Origin of the sequence: Actinomycetospora straminea (genome assembly GCF_028737255.1) — a bacterium.
Classification (GTDB): domain Bacteria; phylum Actinomycetota; class Actinomycetes; order Mycobacteriales; family Pseudonocardiaceae; genus Actinomycetospora; species Actinomycetospora straminea.
Genome location: NZ_JAQZAN010000018.1, coordinates 68,892 through 88,101 on the forward strand (window position 1 = coordinate 68,892; position 19,210 = coordinate 88,101).

19 protein-coding genes are annotated in these 19,210 nt (G+C 74.7%); 11 read left to right on the forward strand and 8 right to left on the reverse strand.

Features of this window, described 5'->3' with window-relative positions; genetic code table 11:
• Window positions 1-51 precede the first annotated feature (51 nt).
• From egtA to egtD, 4 genes are all read left to right on the forward strand, one after another.
• Window positions 52-1,503 carry an ergothioneine biosynthesis glutamate--cysteine ligase EgtA gene (gene egtA / locus PH190_RS22360; RefSeq protein ID WP_274233723.1) on the forward strand — a complete coding sequence of 484 codons (1,452 nt, stop codon included), beginning with the start codon at window positions 52-54 and terminating at the stop codon, window positions 1,501-1,503.
• Entirely contained in the window at window positions 1,500-2,858 is a 1,359-nt protein-coding gene (egtB, locus tag PH190_RS22365) for an ergothioneine biosynthesis protein EgtB (protein WP_420791692.1), read from the forward strand. Before egtA ends, egtB begins: the two co-directional genes overlap by 4 nt.
• 6 nt (window positions 2,859-2,864) lie before the next feature.
• On the forward strand, window positions 2,865-3,653 hold the full coding sequence (egtC, locus tag PH190_RS22370; protein ID WP_274233724.1) for an ergothioneine biosynthesis protein EgtC: 789 nt from the start codon (window positions 2,865-2,867) through the stop codon (window positions 3,651-3,653).
• A gap of 83 nt (window positions 3,654-3,736) precedes the next feature.
• Window positions 3,737-4,708 (forward strand): L-histidine N(alpha)-methyltransferase, encoded by a 972-nt coding sequence (egtD, locus tag PH190_RS22375; protein ID WP_274233725.1) that lies wholly within the window; start codon window positions 3,737-3,739, stop codon window positions 4,706-4,708.
• Here egtD and PH190_RS22380 read toward each other — a convergent pair.
• The 6 genes from PH190_RS22380 to PH190_RS22405 all read right to left on the reverse strand — a co-directional run bounded on the left by PH190_RS22380 (window position 4,659) and on the right by PH190_RS22405 (window position 8,913).
• On the reverse strand, window positions 4,659-5,405 hold the full coding sequence (locus PH190_RS22380; RefSeq protein WP_274233726.1) for a hypothetical protein: 747 nt from the start codon (window positions 5,403-5,405) through the stop codon (window positions 4,659-4,661). The genes egtD and PH190_RS22380 overlap by 50 nt on opposite strands.
• A 28-nt stretch (window positions 5,406-5,433) precedes the next feature.
• Window positions 5,434-5,874 (reverse strand): hypothetical protein, encoded by a 441-nt coding sequence (locus PH190_RS22385; protein WP_274233727.1) that lies wholly within the window; start codon window positions 5,872-5,874, stop codon window positions 5,434-5,436.
• Window positions 5,871-7,172, reverse strand: a complete 1,302-nt coding sequence (locus PH190_RS22390) for a hypothetical protein (RefSeq protein WP_274233728.1) — start codon at window positions 7,170-7,172, stop codon at window positions 5,871-5,873. The genes PH190_RS22385 and PH190_RS22390 overlap by 4 nt, the downstream gene beginning before the upstream one ends.
• 208 nt (window positions 7,173-7,380) lie before the next feature.
• Window positions 7,381-7,620: a hypothetical protein gene (locus PH190_RS22395; protein WP_274233729.1), complete on the reverse strand. Its 240-nt coding sequence runs from the start codon at window positions 7,618-7,620 to the stop codon at window positions 7,381-7,383.
• Window positions 7,621-7,649: 29 nt separating this feature from the next.
• The gene (locus PH190_RS22400; protein ID WP_274233730.1) at window positions 7,650-7,904 is read right to left on the reverse strand and encodes a DUF397 domain-containing protein; all 255 of its coding nucleotides are present in this window, start codon (window positions 7,902-7,904) and stop codon (window positions 7,650-7,652) included.
• A gap of 121 nt (window positions 7,905-8,025) precedes the next feature.
• Complete coding sequence (locus PH190_RS22405; protein ID WP_274233731.1) at window positions 8,026-8,913, reverse strand: helix-turn-helix domain-containing protein; 888 nt, start codon at window positions 8,911-8,913, stop codon at window positions 8,026-8,028.
• Window positions 8,914-9,095: 182 nt separating this feature from the next.
• On the opposite strand from PH190_RS22405, the gene PH190_RS22410 reads away from it, so the two are divergent.
• Both PH190_RS22410 and PH190_RS22415 read left to right on the forward strand, forming a co-directional pair.
• Window positions 9,096-9,935 carry an SAM-dependent methyltransferase gene (locus PH190_RS22410; RefSeq protein WP_274233732.1) on the forward strand — a complete coding sequence of 280 codons (840 nt, stop codon included), beginning with the start codon at window positions 9,096-9,098 and terminating at the stop codon, window positions 9,933-9,935.
• A 7-nt stretch (window positions 9,936-9,942) separates the two neighbouring features.
• Entirely contained in the window at window positions 9,943-10,500 is a 558-nt protein-coding gene (locus PH190_RS22415) for a class I SAM-dependent methyltransferase (protein WP_274233733.1), read from the forward strand.
• On the opposite strand, the gene PH190_RS22420 is transcribed toward PH190_RS22415, so the two are convergent.
• Entirely contained in the window at window positions 10,451-11,554 is a 1,104-nt protein-coding gene (locus PH190_RS22420; protein WP_274233734.1) for an FAD-dependent monooxygenase, read from the reverse strand. The genes PH190_RS22415 and PH190_RS22420 overlap by 50 nt on opposite strands.
• A gap of 147 nt (window positions 11,555-11,701) precedes the next feature.
• On the opposite strand from PH190_RS22420, the gene PH190_RS22425 reads away from it, so the two are divergent.
• The 4 genes from PH190_RS22425 to PH190_RS22440 all read left to right on the forward strand — a co-directional run bounded on the left by PH190_RS22425 (window position 11,702) and on the right by PH190_RS22440 (window position 17,156).
• Window positions 11,702-13,204 carry an aldehyde dehydrogenase family protein gene (locus tag PH190_RS22425; protein WP_274233735.1) on the forward strand — a complete coding sequence of 501 codons (1,503 nt, stop codon included), beginning with the start codon at window positions 11,702-11,704 and terminating at the stop codon, window positions 13,202-13,204.
• Window positions 13,201-14,784, forward strand: coding sequence for an APC family permease (locus tag PH190_RS22430; protein WP_274233736.1), 1,584 nt, complete (start codon window positions 13,201-13,203; stop codon window positions 14,782-14,784). Before PH190_RS22425 ends, PH190_RS22430 begins: the two co-directional genes overlap by 4 nt.
• Window positions 14,784-16,373, forward strand: a complete 1,590-nt coding sequence (locus PH190_RS22435; protein WP_274233737.1) for a GMC family oxidoreductase — start codon at window positions 14,784-14,786, stop codon at window positions 16,371-16,373. The genes PH190_RS22430 and PH190_RS22435 overlap by 1 nt, the downstream gene beginning before the upstream one ends.
• Before the next feature lie 105 nt (window positions 16,374-16,478).
• Window positions 16,479-17,156, forward strand: a complete 678-nt coding sequence (locus PH190_RS22440; protein WP_274233738.1) for an HAD family hydrolase — start codon at window positions 16,479-16,481, stop codon at window positions 17,154-17,156.
• Between the two features lie 33 nt (window positions 17,157-17,189).
• Here PH190_RS22440 and PH190_RS22445 read toward each other — a convergent pair whose 3' ends face one another.
• Window positions 17,190-18,215 carry a class I fructose-bisphosphate aldolase gene (locus tag PH190_RS22445; protein ID WP_274233739.1) on the reverse strand — a complete coding sequence of 342 codons (1,026 nt, stop codon included), beginning with the start codon at window positions 18,213-18,215 and terminating at the stop codon, window positions 17,190-17,192.
• A gap of 169 nt (window positions 18,216-18,384) precedes the next feature.
• On the opposite strand from PH190_RS22445, the gene PH190_RS22450 reads away from it, so the two are divergent.
• Complete coding sequence (locus PH190_RS22450) at window positions 18,385-19,155, forward strand: siderophore-interacting protein (RefSeq protein WP_274233740.1); 771 nt, start codon at window positions 18,385-18,387, stop codon at window positions 19,153-19,155.
• The last annotated feature ends 55 nt before the right edge of the window (window positions 19,156-19,210 follow it).

Below are 19,210 nucleotides of genomic sequence, written 5' to 3' on the forward strand. Positions count from 1 at the left end.
CCACCAGCGGCGCCGGCGCTCGCCGCCGGTGCCGGTCGATGAGGAGGCCCCGTGCCGGCACCTTCCGTGCGCTCCAGCAGCGCCGACGGCGCGGCCGTCCGGGGCCGCGTGGCCATCGACCCGAACGGTCCGGTCCCCGACCGGGCGGCGGCCGAGGCGTACGTGGCGTCGGTGTGCTTCAAGCACGGGCCGCCGCGGCTGGTCGGCACCGAGCTCGAATGGCTCGTCCGCCACCACGACGACCCCACCCGCCCCGTCGACCCCGACCGGCTGGCCCGGGCCCTCGGCCCCCACGCCCCGGCCACGCTCTCGCCCCACCCGCCGTCGAACGGCTCCGGCCCCGCCCCGCTGCCCGCGGGCGGTGTGATCACCGTCGAGCCCGGTGGCCAGGTGGAGATCGCCAGCCCGCCCCTGCCCGGCCTCGGCGCCCTCGTCCGCGCCGTGCGCGCCGACCACGCCACGCTGCGCGGGCTCCTCGCCACCGAGGGCCTCGTCACCGCCCCCCGCGCCGGGGACGCGTTGCGCCCGCCGCGCCGCATCCTGCAGGTCCCGCGCTACGCGGCGATGGAGGCCACCTTCGACCGCATCGGTCCGCACGGGCGCACGATGATGTGCTCGACCACCGCGGTGCAGGTGTGCGTCGACGCCGGCGAGGGCGGGGACGTCGCCCGCCGCTGGGCCGCGCTGCACGAGCTCGGACCCGTGCTGCTCGCCGCGTTCGCGAACTCCCCGGCGGTGCACGGACGGCGCACCGGCTGGAAGTCGTCGCGCTGGGCGGCCTGGATGGCCCTCGACCCGGAGCGCACCGGCCCGCCCCGCGTCCTCGGTCCCGATCCCGCCGCCGACTACGCCCGCCGGGCCCTGGACACCCGGCTCCTGTGCGTGCGTCGCGAGGGTGCCGACGGCGACTCGTGGGCGGCGCCGGACGCGACGTTCGCGCAGTGGGTGGACGGCGCGCTCGCGCCCCCGCCCGGCCGCGCGGACCTCGACTACCACCTGACGACGCTGTTCCCGCCCGTGCGGCCGCAGGGCCACCTCGAGGTGCGCTACCTCGACCAGCAGGCCGGCGACGAGTGGGTCGTGCCGCTGGCCGTCGTGGCCGCGCTGATGCACGACCCGGCGACGGTGGACCGGGCCCGCGCCGCCGCCGAGCCCGCCGTCGGCCGGTGGGCCGCCGCCGCCCGGCACGGCCTCGCCGACCGGGTGCTGCGCCGCGCCGCCGGCGACCTGTTCGAGCAGGCCCACCGCACCCTCGCCGGCCCCGCGTTCGCCGACCTGCCGCCCGACGTGCTCGAGCTCGTCGACCGCGTCATCGCCGAGCGCGTCCTGCGCGGACGGTGCCCCGCCGACGAGCCGCTCGACGCGGCCGAGACCTTCCTCCCGCCCGACCCCGCGCCGGTGATCCCGGACGAGGTCGACGACCCGGTCGTCCTGGACACCTGGACCACCCTGGAGCCCCTGGACACCCCCGACGGCACCCGACCCGGAGGTGAGCGACCGTGACCGCCACGGACCCCGCACCCGACCGCACCGACCCTGCCGAGATCACAGCCCTGCGCCGCCGCCTCGCCGCCGAGCTGGCCGCGGCCCGCGCCCGCACCCGGGCGCTGACCCACGACGTCTTCGCTCCCGGCGACCCCGACATGACGCGCCAGCACTCGCCGCTGATGTCGCCGTTCCACTGGGACGTCGCGCACATCGCGAACATGGAGGACTTCTGGCTGGTGCGGCGGGGGTCGCCCACCAGCGAGATCACCGAGGGCGTGCGCGAGGACGTCGACGGCCTCTACGACGCCTTCACCAACCCGCGGGCCGGCCGCACGCAGCTCCCGCTGCTCGACCCCGCCGAGGCACGCGTCTACGGGGACCGGGTGCGCGAGCGCGCGCTGGAGCACCTCGAGGCCGGCGCGTTCGACGAGCGCCGCACGCTCGTTGGCGGGTTCCTGTTCTCCATGATCGTGCAGCACGAGCAGCAGCACGTGGAGACGATGCTCGCCACCCACCAGCTGCGCGCCGGCGCGCCGGTGCTGCACGCCGACCCGCCGCCGCCCGCGGTGGTGCCGGGCCTCGCGGGCACGGAGGTGTTCCACCCGGGCGCGACGTTCCCCATGGGCACCTCCGACGAGCCGGCGGCGCTGGACAACGAGAAGCCAGCGCACCCGGTGACCGTGGCGGACTTCTGGCTCGACGCGGCGCCGGTGACCAACGCCGAGTACGCCCGGTTCGTCGACGACGGCGGCTACTCCCGCCGCGAGCTGTGGTCCGAGGCCGGCTGGGAGCACATCCGCGCCGAGGGCTGGACCGCGCCGATGACGTGGGAGCGCGAGGACGGGCGCTGGTACCGGACGTCGTTCGGGGTGCGCGAGGAGATCCCGGCCGACCAGCCCGTGCTGCACGTGTGCTTCCACGAGGCCGCGGCCTACGCGGCGTGGGCGGGCAAGCGCCTGCCCACCGAGGCCGAGTGGGAGTTCGCCGCGCGTTACGACCACGCCACCGGCACCACCCGCCGCTTCCCGTGGGGCGACGAGGACCCGACGCCCGAGCGCGCGAACCTCGACCAGCGCCACCTGCAGCCCGCGCCGGTCGGCGCCTACCCGGCGGGCGCGTCGCCGCTGGGCGTGCACCAGCTCGTCGGCGACGTGTGGGAGTGGTGTGACTCGGGGTTCTCCGGTTACCCGGGCTTCGAGCCCTTCCCGTACAAGGAGTACTCCGAGGTGTTCTTCGGTGGCGACTTCCGCATGCTGCGCGGCTCGTCGTTCGGCGTCGGCACCCCGAACGCGCGCACGACCTTCCGCAACTGGGACCTGCCGATCCGCCGGCAGATCTTCTCGGGCTTCCGCTGCGCCCGAGACGCCTGACCCACCGTGTGCCGCCACCTGGCCCATGTGGGCCCGACGCCGGTGACGCTCGCGTCGCTGCTGACCGAGCCGCCCCACGCCCTGCTGGTCCAGAGCTACGCCCCCACCGACATGCGCGGCGGCGGCACGGTCAACGCCGACGGGTTCGGGGTGGGCTGGTACGTGCGTGATCTTCTCAGCGATAGCTCAGAAGATCACGCACGGACGGCGCTGTACCGGCGCGACGACCCGATGTGGACCGACGCGTCGTTCCTCGACCTCGCCGCCGCGGTGGAGACCACCGCGCTCGTCGCCGCGGTGCGCTCGGCGACGGTCGGCATGCCCGTGTCCACCGCCGCGTGCGCGCCCTTCCGGGCGGACGGGCGGCTCTTCAGCCACAACGGGGTCGTGCGCGGCTGGCCGCACACCATGGCCGACCTCGCCGCCACGCTGGCGCCGGTCGACCTGCTGACCCTCGACGCCGCGACCGACTCGGCCCTGCTCTGGGCCCTGGTCCGCGCCCGCCTCGCCGCCGGCAAGGACCCCGCCGACGCGCTGGCCGGCGTCGTCGCCGACACCCTCGCGGCCGCGCCGGGCTCCCGGCTGAACCTGCTGCTCGGCGACGGCGAGCAGATCGTCGCCACCGCCGTCGACCACGCGCTCTCGTACCGGACGCACCCCGACGGCGCGGTCACCGTCGCCTCCGAACCCCTCGACCTCGACGACGCGTGGGTCGCGGTCCCCGACGGCTCCCTGCTCGCAGCCCGGCCGGGCACACCGCACGACCCGCCCGCCGTGACCGTCACGGCGCTGTAGCCGCGCTCCTCCGTTCCCGACGCCGTGAACGGCAGGCCCCGACCCGTGGGCGTGCCCCGACCCCAGGACGTGACCCGACACCGATGAGCCTGCCCGCGCTCGACGTACACCTCACCGAAGCCGACGCCGAGGCCGCCCTCCGGGCCGACGCGCGGCGCGGTCTGACCTCGACCCCGAAGGTGCTCACCCCGCAGTGGCTCTACGACGCCCGGGGGAGCGAGCTGTTCGAGCAGATCACCGCGCTGCCGGAGTACTACCCCTTCACCGCCGAGCGCGAGGCCCTCACGGCGCACGCGGACACGATCGCCCGCGCCGCGGCCGCGGACACCCTCGTCGAGCTGGGGTCGGGGTCGTCGTCGAAGACCCCGCTGCTGCTCGACGCCCTGCAGCGGGCGGGCACGCTGCGGCGCTACGTGCCGGTGGACGTGTCGCCGGCGGCGCTCGAGGAGGCGGTGCCGGGGCTGGTCGCGGCCTACCCGGGGCTCGACGTGCACGGCGTCGTCGCCGACTTCACCAGCGACCTGCGCAGCATCCCCCGCGACGGGCGGCGGATCGTGGCCCTGCTCGGCGGGACGCTCGGCAACTTCGAGCCCGGCGACCGCCAGGCCTTCCTCGCCGCCCTCGCCGACGCGCTCGACCCGGGGGAGGCGTTCCTCGTCGGCACCGACCTCGCCAAGGACGAGGCGACACTCGTCGCCGCCTACGACGACGCCGAGGGCGTGACCGCGGCGTTCGACCTCAACGTGCTCGCGGTACTCAACCGCGTGCTCGGCGCCGACTTCGACCCCGACGGCTTCGAGCACCTCGCCATCTGGGTGCCGCAGGCGAGCCGGATCGAGATGCGGCTGCGGGCCCGGCGGGCGATGCACGTGCGGGTGCCCGAGCTGGACCTCGAGATCGACTTCACCGCGGGCGAGGAGATGCGCACCGAGATATCGACGAAGTTCACGCGCGAGGGCATCCGCGCGGAGCTGGCCGCCGCGGGGTTCGCCCACGACGGCTGGTTCACCGACCCGCAGGGCCGGTTCGCGCTGTCCCTCGCCGTGCGTCGCTGAGCGGGACCAGCGGCGAGGAGATCTGCTCGGACACGCCGGTGACCAGCGGCGACGCCACCGAGGCGATCGTCCGCGACGCGGGTGTCGTGTCCGGCGACGGGGTGGTGGCGCCGCGGGGGGCCATCGCCGAGAGCGGGGCCGCGGTCGGCGTGGGAGTGGGCTCCGGGGCCCCTGCGGCGTCGGCTGCGTCGTCCCCGGCGTCCTCCCCGTCGTCGTCCGGGGCGGGCGTGCTCGGGGTCGGGTCGTCGACGACCCAGCTGCCGTCGACCGGACGCCGGGCGAGCGTCGGCCCGGCGGTGAGCGCCTCGACCGACACCGTCCGCAGGCGCAGCCGGGCCTTCGCCACGTGGCGGGAGGCGCCGCGGACGACGACGGCCACCACCAGCCGCTCACCGTGCGGGTCGGGCACGGCGTGGAGCAGGTGGTGGTGACCGTCGTCGGTGTTCACGGAGAGCTCCGCGAGCGCCGGGGTGACCGCCAGGGCGGCCCGCACCATGTCGGCGTGGGCCGCGCCCAGCAGCTCGAGGTCGGCGAGCGCGGGGTGCTCGCCGGCGTCCTCCACCCAGCCGTCGAGGACGAGTCCGCTGTCGGCGTCGACGAGGGTGGCGGCGACGATGCGGCGGTCGTCGAGCAGCGGGCGGAGCACCGCCGACAGCCCGTCCGACCGCACGCACGTCAGGTGGCGGTGTCGGCCCACCCTCGCCGCTCCCCTCGACCGACCGGCGTCAGCGCCGGCCGACCTGCTGGTAGTAGCCCTGGTCCTGCTGGGGCACGGCCGGCGCCTGCGACGGGTCGTCGAGGTAGAAGCGCTGACCGATGATCTTCAGGTCGCGGCGCGCCATGGCGAGGTTCGCCTGCTGGCGGTTGAGCACCAGGTAGAAGAACATCTTGTCGTCCGGGTTGCCGTAGATCGGCCGGATCAGGTGGTACTGCGTGTCGAGGGTGATGAGGATGTCCTCGATCGTCTCGCGCAGGCCCAGCTTCTGCATGACGTCGAACTTCGCGCGGACGACCTCGCTGTTGCCGGGCGCGGCGACGTCGAGGTCGAACTCGGCGCTGCCGCCCCGCGAGCCGAGGGTCATGCCGCTGTCGTAGTCGACGATGGCCACGGCGAACGCGCCCTTGATGTTGGCGGCCGCGTTGAGGGCGTACTCGATGTCACTCATGGATTCCTCCGTGTCGGGGTCGCTCCGGGGGAGCGGGTCGTGGTCGGTTCGGGGGTGGAGCCGGCGAGCGCCGCCTGGGGGCGGCCCAGGCGGAGCAGGCCGGCGAGGACCCGCCGCAGGGTCTCGGGGTCGGTGCGCCAGCGTTGGCCGAGCACACCGGCCGAGTCCCGCGGCGGGGACGAGCCCGGGTCGCCGTCGGTGGCGTCGGGAGCCGGCGTGCGGACCGCGGCGGGCAACGATGCCCCCGGCGGCCGGCGGGGTGCCGGCAGGGCCACCGCGGCCGGCGGGGCCGGGGTGGTCGGTGGTGGGGCCGCGGAGGCCGGAGCCGCCGGGGCGGACGGCGCCGCGGGTGCGGACGGCGTCGTCGGCGACGGTGACGGTGCCGCGGTCGGTGCCGCGGTCGGTGCCGCGGTCGGTGCCGCGGTCGGTGCCGATCGGGGCGGCGTGGCCGAGGGCGTCGACCGGGGATCGGTCGGCGTCCGGGACCGCGCCGGCGGGGGCGAGGCCGGCACGGAGGACGGTGCCGACGGGGCCGCCGACGGGGCGGCCGACGGGCCCGACGGCGCGGGCAGCACGCGCAGCGAGGCGGGGGCCGCCGCGAGGGCCGCGGGAGCCGCGGGAGCCGCCGGAGCGACCGAGGCCGCCGGCCGGGCCGGGACGCCGGTCGGCCACGCGGACGTCCGGGCGTCCCGCGCTGCCGGCGGGTCGGCGGGTCGGCGGTCCGGCCGGGCGTCCCGTCGGGCCGCGGGGGAGGGGGCCGTGGACGACGCCGGCACGGGCGCCGTCGACGACCGGCCGGGGGGGAGCCCGACCGGCCGGGCCGGGGTGGAGCTCGCCGGCGCGGGAGGGGCCGGCACGGCCGGACCCGCCGGCACGGCGGGCATCGCAGGCACGGCAGAGGCCGTCGTGACGGCCGCGAGGCGACGGCGGGCGACGGCGAGGTTGCCCTCGTCGCGCCGGACCCGCAGGTAGATCCAGGTGCCGTCGACGGTGCGCAGCAGGTGGTACGCCGCGTCGGTGGTGACGATGAGGTCGTCGAGGGCGAGGTCCCGGTCCGTCGCGACGGCGGCGGCGCGGCGGCCCCAGGCGAGGACCGCGGGCGCGGTGCCCTCGTCGGTGCCGATCTCGGCGACGACGCGCCCCTCCGGGGACCCGGCGTCGAGGGCGAGCGCCTGGGCCAGGCCCGGCAGGTCACGCAGGGACTCGAGCAGGGTGGGTTGCGGGACGGCGGCGGCCGGGGTCGACCGGGCCCCGGGAGCAGGCCCTGTAGGGCCCGAACGCGTCGCCGCCGTGGTCACGGAATCCTCTCGCTGCCAACTCGAAAACATCACGAGCCTAGGTACAGCGATCACGCTCAGCAATTGGCCGTTCGGGTACAGATGACTGTCCGGGTGACGCAGCGGACCGTCCGGGAACTGACTGACTACTCTACGCCGAACGGTCCTGGTCTCTCAGCGATTGCTCTGTCCGTGTCGCGCATCTACGCCGAACGAGTCGACGCGCGGGTCATGCCGACGCGCGGGGCACGAGGCGCGACCAGAGCCCGCCGCGGCGGTCGCCCGTCCCGGCCACGGCCTCGCCCGTGGCCGAGGCGCACGACGGGCAGCGCGAGGCCGGGGGAGAGGAGAGCGAGGACGCCCAGACCGTGGCTTCACAGAGCGCCTCGAAGCGCCCGTCGCCGCCCTGGGCGGCGAGGAACGCGGCGTCCGAGACGGCGTGGTCGGCGCCGTCGACAGCGCAGGTCAACCACATGGATCGGCCCCCGGACGGGCGCCTCACGACACGAGGGCGATGTCGTCGGGACCCAGGAGGTCGTCGTAGGCGCCGCGCTTGATGTCGGCGAGGAACGCGCTCATCTCCGCGGCGGAGAAGACGAGGGCCGGGCCCTCGGGGAACCGGGAGTTGCGCACCGCGACCCGGTGCGCGGGCACCGGCGCGAGCTCGACGCAGTTGCCCTGCTTGCCCGAACGGGCGCTCTTGCGCCACGTCACGTCGGGCAGGCCGTCCCGTGCATTCGGCACCTGGCCCATGCGACCGCCTCAGTCATGTGCACGTGCATCCGACAGTGCACCCGACACTAGCAACCGAGCGCGTCCTCTGCAGGGCACGTGCACGCCGCAGGCGGGTCGCCCGCACCGGCTCGTCGGCGTCTCAGCGCTCGGCGACGAGCTTCGTGAGGTACTGGCGCGTCTCGTCGGGCGTCAGCGCGTCGACGGCCACGCGGTCCATGACCCGGCTGTAGGCCTCCACCTCGGGCCGCTTGTCCAGGTACACCGCGGCGGTGAGGTGCTCCTGGTAGACGAGGTCGGGCAGCTCGGGCTCGGCGAAGCGCAGGATCGAGAACGTGCTCTCGGCGGCGTAGCCGCTGAGGGTGAACGGCAGGACCTGGATGACGACGTTCGGCAGCGCCGAGAGCTCGAGCAGGCGCTCGACCTGGGCGACGAGCGTGTCGTGGCCGCCGATCGGCCGGTGCAGCACCGACTCGTCGATGATCGCCCACACCGTCGGCGCGTCGCGGCGCCCGAGCATCTGCTGGCGGCGCATGCGCACGGTGAGCCGGCGCTCGTCGTCGGAGCTCGCCCGGTCCGGGTGGCCCGAGGTGATGACCGCGCGCGCGTAGTCCTCGGTCTGCAGCAGGCCGGGGACGAAGAGCAGCTCGTAGGTCTGGATGCGCGACGCGCTCATCTCCAGGCCGACGTAGTCCTCGAACCAGTCGGGCAGGACGTCGCCGTAGGGCTGCCACCAGCCCGGCTCGTTGCTGCGGCGGGTCATGTCGAGGAGCAGCTCGCGCTCGCCGGGGTCGGTGACCCCGTACATCGTCAGCAGGTCGGCGACGTCGCGCTCCTTGAAGCCGACCTTGCCGGCCTCGAGGCGGCTCATCTTGGAGTCCGACCCGCGGATCGACCACGCGGCGTCGGACCGGACCACGCCGGCGCGCTCACGCAGGCGTCGCAGCTGGGCCCCGAGGATGATGCGGCGGGCGGTGGGGCCGGCGCCCTCGGGTCCGCCGTCAGCCCCGGTCTGCTCCCGCTCGGCCACCCGCGCGCTCCCCGCTCGTCCTCCGCAGCGGCCGCTCCTCGCCCCCCGGCCCGCCGCGCCGAGGTCGAGACGTTACACGTCGCCGCGCGCGGTTGTCCGCTGATCGACCCGCGACCGGCCGTGCGGCATTACCCTCCTAGGGTGAGCGACCGTCCGTGACGTACTTCCCAGATGGGACCCCGATGACCGCTGCGCACTCCTCCTCCCGCACGGGGTCCGCACCCGCCTACATCGACACGACCAAGGCGAGCATCGCGCGGGTGTACGACACGGCCCTCGGCGGCAAGGACAACTACCCCGCCGACCGCGAGGTCGTCGAGAAGCTCAAGGTGGTCGCGCCGGAGATCGAGCAGTTCACGGTCGACCACCGCGCGTTCCTCGTGCGCGTCGTGCGCTTCCTCGCCGGCCAGGCGGGCATCGACCAGTTCCTCGACCTCGGCTCGGGCCTGCCGACCGCGGAGAACACCCACCAGGCGGCCCAGCGCCTCAACGCCGAGGCCCGGGTGGTCTACGTCGACAACGACCCCACGGTCGTCGCGCACGGGCGGGCGCTGCTGGAGGAGAACGACCGGACGTTCTTCTCGCCGGGCGACCTCACGCACCCGCAGGAGGTGCTCGAGGACCCGGTGGTCACGCGCAACCTCGACGTCGAGCGTCCGATCGCGCTGCTGCAGCTGGGCACGCTGCACCACTACGACGAGTCCGAGCTGTCGTGCGCGGAGATCATGAAGCAGTACGTCGACGCCCTGCCGTCGGGCTCGTACGTCGCGCTGAGCCACTTCCTCGACCCGCAGGACGAGGACAGCGTCGTCGCCCGGCGCATGGAGGACGTCTTCCTGCACAGCCCGCTGGGCACCGGCCGGTTCCGCACGCGCGAGCAGATCCTGGCGATGATGCCGGGGCTCGAGCTCGTCGATCCCGGACTGGAGCTGTGCGTGCTGTGGTGGCCGGACGGCCCGATGCTGCGCCCGCTCGTCCCGGCGCAGCGGTGCATCGCGGGCGTGGTGGGTCGCAAGCCCTGAGGTCCCGGTGAGCACGGCCGACCGGAAGCGCTGGGACGCGCGCTTCGCCGACCTCGAGGCGGTCGAGCCCGGCCCGCCGACGGCCCTCGCCGGCCGCGAGGACCTCGTGCCCACGACGGGCCGGGCCCTCGACGTCGCGTGCGGGCGCGGGGCCGTCGCCGTGTGGCTCGCGCGTCGCGGCCTGGACGTCGAGGCCGTCGACGTGTCGCCCGTGGCGCTGGCGGCCGGGCGGGCGCTGGCGGGCGAGGTGCACTGGGTCGAGGCCGACCTCGACGACGGGCTGCCCGTCGACGGCCCCTACGACGTGGTCGTCTGCCAGCGCTTCCGCGACCCCGCGCTCTACCCCGCCCTCGTCGACGCGCTCGCCCCGGGCGGGCTGCTGGTGGTGACGGTGCTGACCGGCGAGGGTGCGTTCCGCGCCCCGCCGGGCGAGCTGCTCGCGGCGTTCGGCCACCTCGACGTCCTCCACCACGACGCCGGCGACCGCGAGGAGGGCCTCGTGGCCCGCCGCCCGCTCACGCCGGCGGCCGCCAGTCCAGGACCCCGTCGAGACCCCGGACGGTGACGGCGGTCGGGACCAGGCGCCCGACCCCGTCCCGCACCGCCGTCGGCACGCGGCCCCGGAGGCCGGCGACGCGGCCGGCGAACCGGGACATCCGGGTCAGCCGTGCGGTCCGCGGCCGGCGCAGGCGGTCGTGGCGACGCAGGCCCTCGTCGACGTCACCGCTCGCGAGGCAGCGCCCCAGCGTCGCGGCGTCCTCGAGCGCGAGGCAGGCGCCCTGGCCGAGGTTCGGCGTCATCGCGTGCGCGGCGTCGCCGACGAGCACGGTGCGTCCGGCCACCGTGCGGCGCAGGGGCGGGAGCCAGCGCAGCTCCGTGACCAGCGCCGACGCCGGGTCCGCGCGGGCCAGCAGCGCCGGGAGCGGGTCGTGCCAGCCGGCGAGGCGGTGCCGCAGGGCGTCGAGGTCGGACGCGGCGGGCTCGCCCGCGGGCACCACCGCCCACAGGTGGACGCGGCCGTCGCCGTGCGGGGCGATGCCGGCGTAGGCCCCGTCGCCCCAGGTCTCGCCGCCGGCGCGGGGCGGGTCGCCGGCCGGGGCCGCCGCGACGCGCCAGGCCACCGTGCCCGTCGACCGGGGCCGCGCCTCGGGGGCGACGAGCGCGCGGGTCGGCGAGCCGATGCCGTCGGCGCCGACGAGGAGGTCGGCGGTCTCACCGGGCACGCCCAGCGCGGTCGGGTCGACCGTCTCGCCGGTGCGGACCGCGCCGTCGGGCAGGGCGTCGACCAGGACCCGCAGCAGGTCCGCGCGGTCGAGCACGAGGATGCCGTCGCCGTGGCGGCGGGCGAGCACGGCGTTGTCGGTGCGGGCGAGCCAGCGGCCACGGCGGTCGCGGATGCCGCCGGCCTCGTGCGCGTGGCCGACCGCCCGCACGGCGTCGCCGACCCCGAGCGCGTCGAGCGCCCGCAGCGCGTTGGGCCACAGCGAGATGCCCGCGCCCTCGTCCCACGGCGCCGCCCGGCGCTCGCGGACCTCGACCTCCCAGCCCGCCCCGCGCAGCGCGATCGCCGTCGCGAGCCCGCCGATCCCCGCACCCACGACCAGCGCCCGTCCCGCCACGCGACCGGGGTGCCCCGCCCGCCCGGGCCCAGACGTCGGGCGCGGGTGCGGTCGGTGTCAAGGATGGTGCTGGCGGTGTACGGGGTCGATACTCGGGCGACCGGTCCGCACGGCCGACCGGGTGACACGGACGAGGAGGCGCCGGGCGTGGGTCAGCTGTTCATCGACGGAGCGTGGACCTCAGCGGTCGACGGGGGACGCCGGGAGATCCGGTCTCCCGCGGACGGGTCGCTGGTCGCGGAGGTCGACGAGGCCGGGGCGAAGGACACCGAGCTCGCGATCGCGGCGGCGCGACGGTCGTTCGACGACGGGCGGTGGGCGTCGGTCCCGGCGGCGGAGCGGGGCGGCCTGCTGCTGCGGGTGGCCGACCTGCTCCAGCGCGACAAGGCGCGGCTCGCCCAGGCCGAGACCGACGACACCGGCAAGCGCCTCGCCGAGTCCGAGATCGACATGGACGACATCACGAACTGCTTCCGCTGGTTCGGCCACCTCGCCGCCAGCGACGACGGGCGGCTCGTCGAGACCGGCATCGCCACGGCCCGCAGCAAGGTGGTCCACGAGCCCGTCGGCGTGTGCGGGCTCATCACGCCCTGGAACTACCCCCTGCTGCAGACCGCGTGGAAGGTCGCGCCGGCGCTCGGCGCGGGGTGCTCGTTCGTCCTCAAGCCCAGCGAGCTCACCCCGCACACCGCGATCATCCTCATGGAGCTGCTGGCCGAGGCCGGGGTGCCCGAGGGCGTCGCCAACCTGGTGCTGGGCGCCGGGGCCACGGCGGGCGCGCCGCTGTCGTCCGACCCGCGCGTCGACATGGTCAGCTTCACCGGCGGGCTCGTCACCGGCCGGAAGATCATGGAGTCGGCGGCGCCGACCGTGAAGAAGGTCGCGCTCGAGCTCGGCGGCAAGAACCCCTTCGTCCTGTTCGCCGACGCCGACCACGAGACCGCCGTCGACAACGCCCTCACCGCGATCTTCCTGCACTCCGGGCAGGTCTGCTCCGCCGGCGCGCGGCTCGTCGTCGAGGAGTCCGCGCACGACCGGATCGTCGACGACCTCGTCGAGCGGGCGCGGCGGATCCGCCTCGGCGGGCCCGATGACCCCGAGACCGAGACCGGCCCGCTGATCTCCGCCGCGCACCGCGAGAAGGTCGAGCGCTACGTCGCGGCCGGGGTGGCCGAGGGCGCCGTGCTGCGCTGCGGCGGCGAGCGGCCCTCGGACCCGAAGCTGCAGCACGGCCACTACTACCCTCCGACGATCCTCGACCGCTGCACCCAGGACATGTCCGTGGTGCACGACGAGTCGTTCGGCCCGGTGCTCACCGTCGAGACGTTCACCGACCTCGACGACGCCGTGCGCATCGCCAACGACACCGAGTACGGCCTGGCCGGCGCGGTCTTCTCGTCCGACCACGGGACCTGCGAGGAGGTCGCCGCGCGGCTGCGCCACGGCACCGTCTGGATCAACGACTTCGGCCCGTACGTCCCGGCCGCCGAGTGGGGCGGCTTCGGCCACTCCGGCGTCGGCCGCGAGCTCGGGCGCGCCGGCCTCGCCGAGTACCAGGAGCCCAAGCACATCTGGACCAACACCCGCCCGGGACCGACCGGGTGGTTCCCCTCCTCCAGCAGCCGTTCCACACCAGGGAGTGGTTCGTGACCAGCACCGACCCGAGCAGCAACCGCGCCGGCAACACCGGCAGCACCGATCACGAGGACGTCAGCGAGTTCGGCTACAAGCCGAGCCTCGTCCGCTCGCTCGGCAGCTTCCACACCTTCGCCGCGGGGATCAGCTACATCTCGATCCTCACCGGCACGTTCCAGCTCTTCTACTTCGGGCTCGGGTCCGGCGGACCCGCGTACTGGTGGTCCTGGCCGCTGGTGTTCGTCGGCCAGCTCATGGTCGCGCTGTGCTTCTGCGAGCTCGCCGCGCGCTACCCGGTCGCCGGCTCGATCTACAACTGGTCCAAGCGCCTGGCCAAGCCCGGCACGGCGTGGCTCGCGGGCTGGACGATGCTGACCGCGTCGATCGTGTCGATCGCCGCGGTCGCGCTGGCACTGCAGGCCACGCTGCCCGAGCTGTGGTCGGGCTTCCAGTTCATCCCGGACCCGACCGGGGAGGACACGACCGCCCAGGCGCTCAACGGTGTCATCCTGGCCACCGTCCTCATCCTCTTCACCACCGCGATCAACGCCTTCGGCACCCAGTTGATGGCGCGCATCAACTCCGCCGGCGTGTTCATCGAGCTGATCGCGGCCGTGCTGCTGATCATCCTGCTCGCGGTGAACATCGTGCGGGGTCCGCAGGTCGTCCTCGACACCGGCGGCATCGACGCGAGCGGGCGGCCGCTGGGCTACGCCGGCGCGTTCCTCGTGGCCATGTTCGCCTCGCTGTACGTCATGTACGGGTTCGACACGGCGTCGTCGCTGGCCGAGGAGTCGCACGACCCGCGCCGCAACGCGCCCAAGGCGATCCTGCGCGCGCTGTTCTTCTCGTTCCTGCTCGGCGGGCTGATCCTGCTCTTCGCGCTGATGTCGGCTCCGGACCTCAGCGACCCGAGCTTCTCGAGCCTCGGCGGCCTGCAGAACCTCATCCTCGCGGTGCTCGGGGGACCGATCGGTTCGGTGATCCTCGTCGCCGTCGTCGTCGCGGTGATCGTCTGTGCCCTCGCGGTGCACGCCGCGGCGATCCGGCTGGCGTTCGCGATGAGCCGGGACAACAACCTGCCCGCCGGCCCGAAGCTGTGCACGATCAGCCCGCGGTTCGGCACGCCGGTGGTCGCCTCGGTGGTCATCGGCGCGCTCGCGATCGCCCTGCTGCTCGTGACGTTCAGCCCGCAGATCTACACGGTGGTCACGTCGATCGCGATCATCATGATCTACACGGCCTACCTGCTGGTCACCGTGCCCATGCTGATCCAGCGCTTCCGCGGGAAGTGGGAGCCGCGCGAGGGCGCGTTCTCCCTCGGGCGCTGGGGTCTGCCGGTCAACGTCCTCGCCGTGCTGTGGGGCGGGGTCATGGCCGTCAACCTCGCCTGGCCGCGCAACGAGGTCTACAACGCCAGCGAGCCGTTCCACTGGTACCTGCAGTGGGGCGGGGTGCTGCTGCCCGGGGTCATCCTCGGGGCCGGGTTCGCCTACTACTGGACCGTGCAGCGCCACAAGACCGGCGTCGTGGCCGAGCACGCCCGCGTCGAGAGCACGGACAGCACGCCCACCACTCCCCGGACGGAGGCCTGATGAGCAGCCCGCAGACCTCGGGACGCGAGTTCGACTACGTCGTCGTCGGCGGCGGGACCGCCGGGTCGGCGGTGGCCGCACGGCTCTCGGAGGACCCGGACGTCTCGGTCCTCCTGGTCGAGGCGGGCCCGTCGGACGTCGGCGACCCGGCCATCCTCAACCTCTGGCGCTGGATGGAGCTGCTCGAGTCCGGCTACGACTGGGACTACCCCATCGAGCCGCAGGAGTTCGGCAACTCCTTCATGCGCCACGCGCGGGCCAAGGTGCTCGGCGGCTGCTCGTCGCACAACTCCGCGATCGCCTTCTGGGCGCCGCGCGAGAACCTCGACGACTGGGAGGCCCAGGGCTGCACGGGTTGGGGCGCCGACGAGAGCTACGCCTTCTACCGCAAGCTCGAGACCGCGCTCGACGGCGCCGACCAGGCCGAGCCGCCGGGTCGCGGCACCGACGGGCCGGTGACCATCCGGTCGATCGCGCCGAAGGACCCCTGCGGGCGGGCGCTGCTCGAGGCCTGCGAGCAGGTCGGGCTGCCGGTCACGCCGTTCAACACCGGGCGCACGGTGCTGCGCGGCGCCAACTGGTTCCAGGTCAACGCCAACCCCGACGGGACGCGCAGCTCGGCGTCGGCGGCCTACCTGCACCCGGTCATGGCGCAGCGCAAGAACCTCGAGGTCTGGACCGGCTACCGCGCCGAGCGCCTGACGTTCGACGACTCCGGCCCCCGCCCGCGCGCCACCGGCGTCGCCCTGCGCACGCCGGACACGCGCTGGACGATCGAGGTCACCGCGCGCCGCGAGACCATCGTGTCCGCCGGGGCGATCGACGGCCCGAAGCTGCTCATGCTCTCGGGCATCGGGCCGGCCGAGCACCTGCGGTCGGTGGGCATCGAGGTGCGCGTCGACGCCCCGGGCGTGGGGGAGAACCTGCAGGACCACCCCGAGGGCCTGGTCCAGTGGGAGGCGCTCCAGCCGATGCCGACCGAGTCGGTGCAGTGGTGGGAGATCGGCATCTTCGCCGGGGCCGAGGGCCGGACGACGCCGGACCTGATGTTCCACTACGGCTCGGTGCCGTTCGACCTCAACCTGGTGCGCTACGGCTACCCGAGCACCGACAACACGTTCTGCCTCACCCCGAACGTGACCGGCGCCCAGTCGAAGGGCACGGTCCGGCTCCGCACCCGCGACTTCCGCGACAAGCCCGCGGTCGACCCGCGGTACTTCACCCACGAGCACGACCGCGAGGTGATGATCCGCGGCGTGCGGGTGGCGCGGGAGATCGCCGCGGCGCCGGCCCTGCAGGACTGGGTGGGCAAGGAGCAGGCCCCGGGCGACGCGGCCCAGACCGACGAGGAGATCTTCGACTACATCGCGAAGACCCACAACACCGTCTACCACCCGTCGTGCACGGTGAAGATGGGCCCGGACTCCGACCCGATGGCCCCGGTCGACCCGCAGCTGCGCGTCCGTGGCGTCGACGGCCTGCGCGTCGCCGACGGGTCGATCATGCCGGACCTGATCACGGTCAACCCGTGCATCACCACGATGATGATCGGTGAGCGCTGCGTCGACTTCATCAAGAACCCGCGCTGACGACGTCGGTGGCGGGACCCGCGGTGACCGCGGTTCCCGCCACCGAGGTCGCTGTCTTGTCACCCCGCGCATGCCGGCGGGGCCGTCGGGGGCATCCCGGATCCCATGGCCGATACCCAGGGCACGGTGATCCTCGACGTCGACGGGACCCTCGTCGACACCAACTACCACCACGCGCTCGCGTGGTACCGGGCGTTCCGCCGCTTCGACGTGACGGTGCCCGTGTGGACGATCCACCGGCACATCGGCATGGGTGGCGACCAGCTCGTCGGGGCCGTCGCCGGCGACGACGTCGAGCGCGCGCACGGTGACGACATCCGCGCGGCGTGGACCGAGCAGGCGGACGCGATGCTCGACGAGATCAGCGCGCTGCCGGGTGCCCACGAGCTCCTGGAGGCGGTGCGGGAAGCGGGGTTCGGGCTGGTCATGGCCAGCTCGGGCAAGCCGCACCACGTCGAGCGCTACGCGGAGCTGATCCAGGCCGGCGACCTCGCGGACGCGTGGGTGAGCTCGGGGGACGTCGAGCGGACCAAGCCCGCGCCGGACCTGCTGCAGGTCGCGATGGAGCGGATCGGCGCGCGGGCCGCGGTCGTCGTCGGCGACTCCGTCTGGGACTGCCGCGCGGCCGCCCGCGTCGGCCTGCCGTCGGTGGCGGTGCGCACCGGCGGGTTCTCGAACGAGGAGCTGCGCGAGGCGGGCGCGACGTCGGTGTACGAGTCCGTCGACGAGCTCACCAAGGACGTCGCCGGCCTCGAGCCCCGCGAAGCGACGTCCCCGCGGTGACCCGAGTCCTGACCAGCCTTCGCTCAGAGAGGCTCAGGCCGCCCCGCGCTCCGCGTCCCTGGTCCACTCGCCGCGGTTCGCCGCGCCGGTGAGGCGCACGCGCTCGGCGAACGCGTCCTGCGCGGCCGCGACGTTCTCCTCCGCGCCGGCCCAGACCGCCATCGGGCGGCCCTGCAGCGCGCGGGCGTAGGAGAAGCTCACCGTCCAGGGCTGCGGGCCCCGGCGGGCGATCGCGTCGAGGTTGGCGTTGGCCTGCGCGTCGTCCTGCCCGCCCGAGAGGAACACGATCCCCGGCACGGCCGCCGGGATCGTCCGGTGCAGCACCTCCAGGGTGCGGTCGGCGACCTCGTCGGGCCCGGCCTGGTCGCCGCCCCCGTAGCCCGAGACCACCATGTTGGTCTTCACGAGCACGCCCTCGAGCGCCACCCGCTGGCGGCGCAGCGCCTCGATCGTCGCGGCGAGGACCTCCTCGGTGACCGCGGCCGAGCGGTCGAGCCCGTGCTCGCCGTCCATGATCGACTCGGGCTCGACGATCGGCACCAGGCCCGCCTCCTGCGCCAGCGCGGCGTAGCGCGCCTGGCCGGCGGCGTTGAGCTCGATCGCCGTCGCGCTCGGCAGCGTCTCCGACACGCTGATCACCGAGCGCCACTTGGCGAACCGGAGCCCGAGGTCGGCGTACTCGGCGAACCGTTCGCGCAGCCCGTCGAGCCCCTCGGTGACCTTCTCGCCGGGGAAGCCCGCGAGGTCCTTCGCCCCCGCGTCGACCTTGATGCCCGGCACGATCCCGCGCCGGCGCAGCAGGTCGACCATGCCGGTGCCGTCGAGGGCGTCCTGCCGCACGGTCTCGTCGTAGAGGATCACCCCGCCGAGGCGCTGCTCGACGTCCTTCGTCGTGAACAGCAGGTCGCGGAAGCGGCGCCGGTTCTCCTCGGTCGACTCGACCCCGACGGCCTCGAGGCGCTTCGTGATCGTCCCGGTGCTCTCGTCGGCGGCGAGGATCCCCTTGCCGTCGGCGAGGATCTCGCGCGCGGTGTCCTGCAGTGTCGTCACGTCGGCCATCGCTGCTCCTTCCGTCCCGGGCAGGGTTGACCGCGACGGCGCGCCGCATGCTCGCCCACGACGTCGACGGAAGTTAGGGTGACCTCACCTGGCGGTGACGGAAGGGGCATGCGTGACGGCGGCGTCGACACGTCCGGCGGTCCGGTTGCGACGCGCGGTGGTGCGCGCGGTGGCGCGGCCGACGCCCCGGGTGATCCGGGTGACCCTCGCGGGCCCCGAGCTGGCGGACCTCCCGGTCGTCGCGCCCGACGGCTACCTCAAGCTCTTCTTCCCGCGCCCCGACGAGGTCGAGCCGCAGGTCCCGGCGCTGGAGGACGACGACGTCTCGGGCTGGTTCCGCCGCTACCTGGCGATGGCCGACGACGTCCGCCCGCCGATGCGCACCTTCACGCTGCGCCGGCGGCGCGAGGACCCCGTGGAGTTCGACGTCGACTTCGTCCTCCACGACGAGGGCCCGGCGCGCGACTGGGTGCTGCGCGCCGTGCCGGGCGAGCACATCGCGTTCACCGGCCCTTACGGCCTCTACGCCCCGCGCGACGAGCACGACGGCGTGCTGCTCGCCGGCGACGAGACCGCGGTGCCGGCGATGGCGGCGATCGTCGAGGACCTGCCGCCCGGCCGGCGCGCAGTCGTGCTCGCGGCCGTCCGGGACGTCACCGAGCAGCAGCGCTGGGACACCGCCGGCGACGTCGAGGTGGTGTGGACGACGCCGGAACAGCTCGCCGATCGCCTGCGCGAGCTCGACCTGCCCGGCGAGCGCCCGTACGTCTGGCTCGCGGGCGAGGCCGCGCAGGTCACGCTGATGCGCCGTCACGTCGTGCGCGAGCGCGGGGTGCCCAAGGGCGACGTGTGCTTCACCGGCTACTGGCGCCGCGGGCGCACCGAGGAGCAGGAGGTGCGCGCCGCGATGGACGGCACCGCCGCGCCCGCCGAGGATTGAGCCCCTGGAAAGCAGCGAACGCGCTGTTCGCTGCTTCTAGAGCAACGAACAGCGC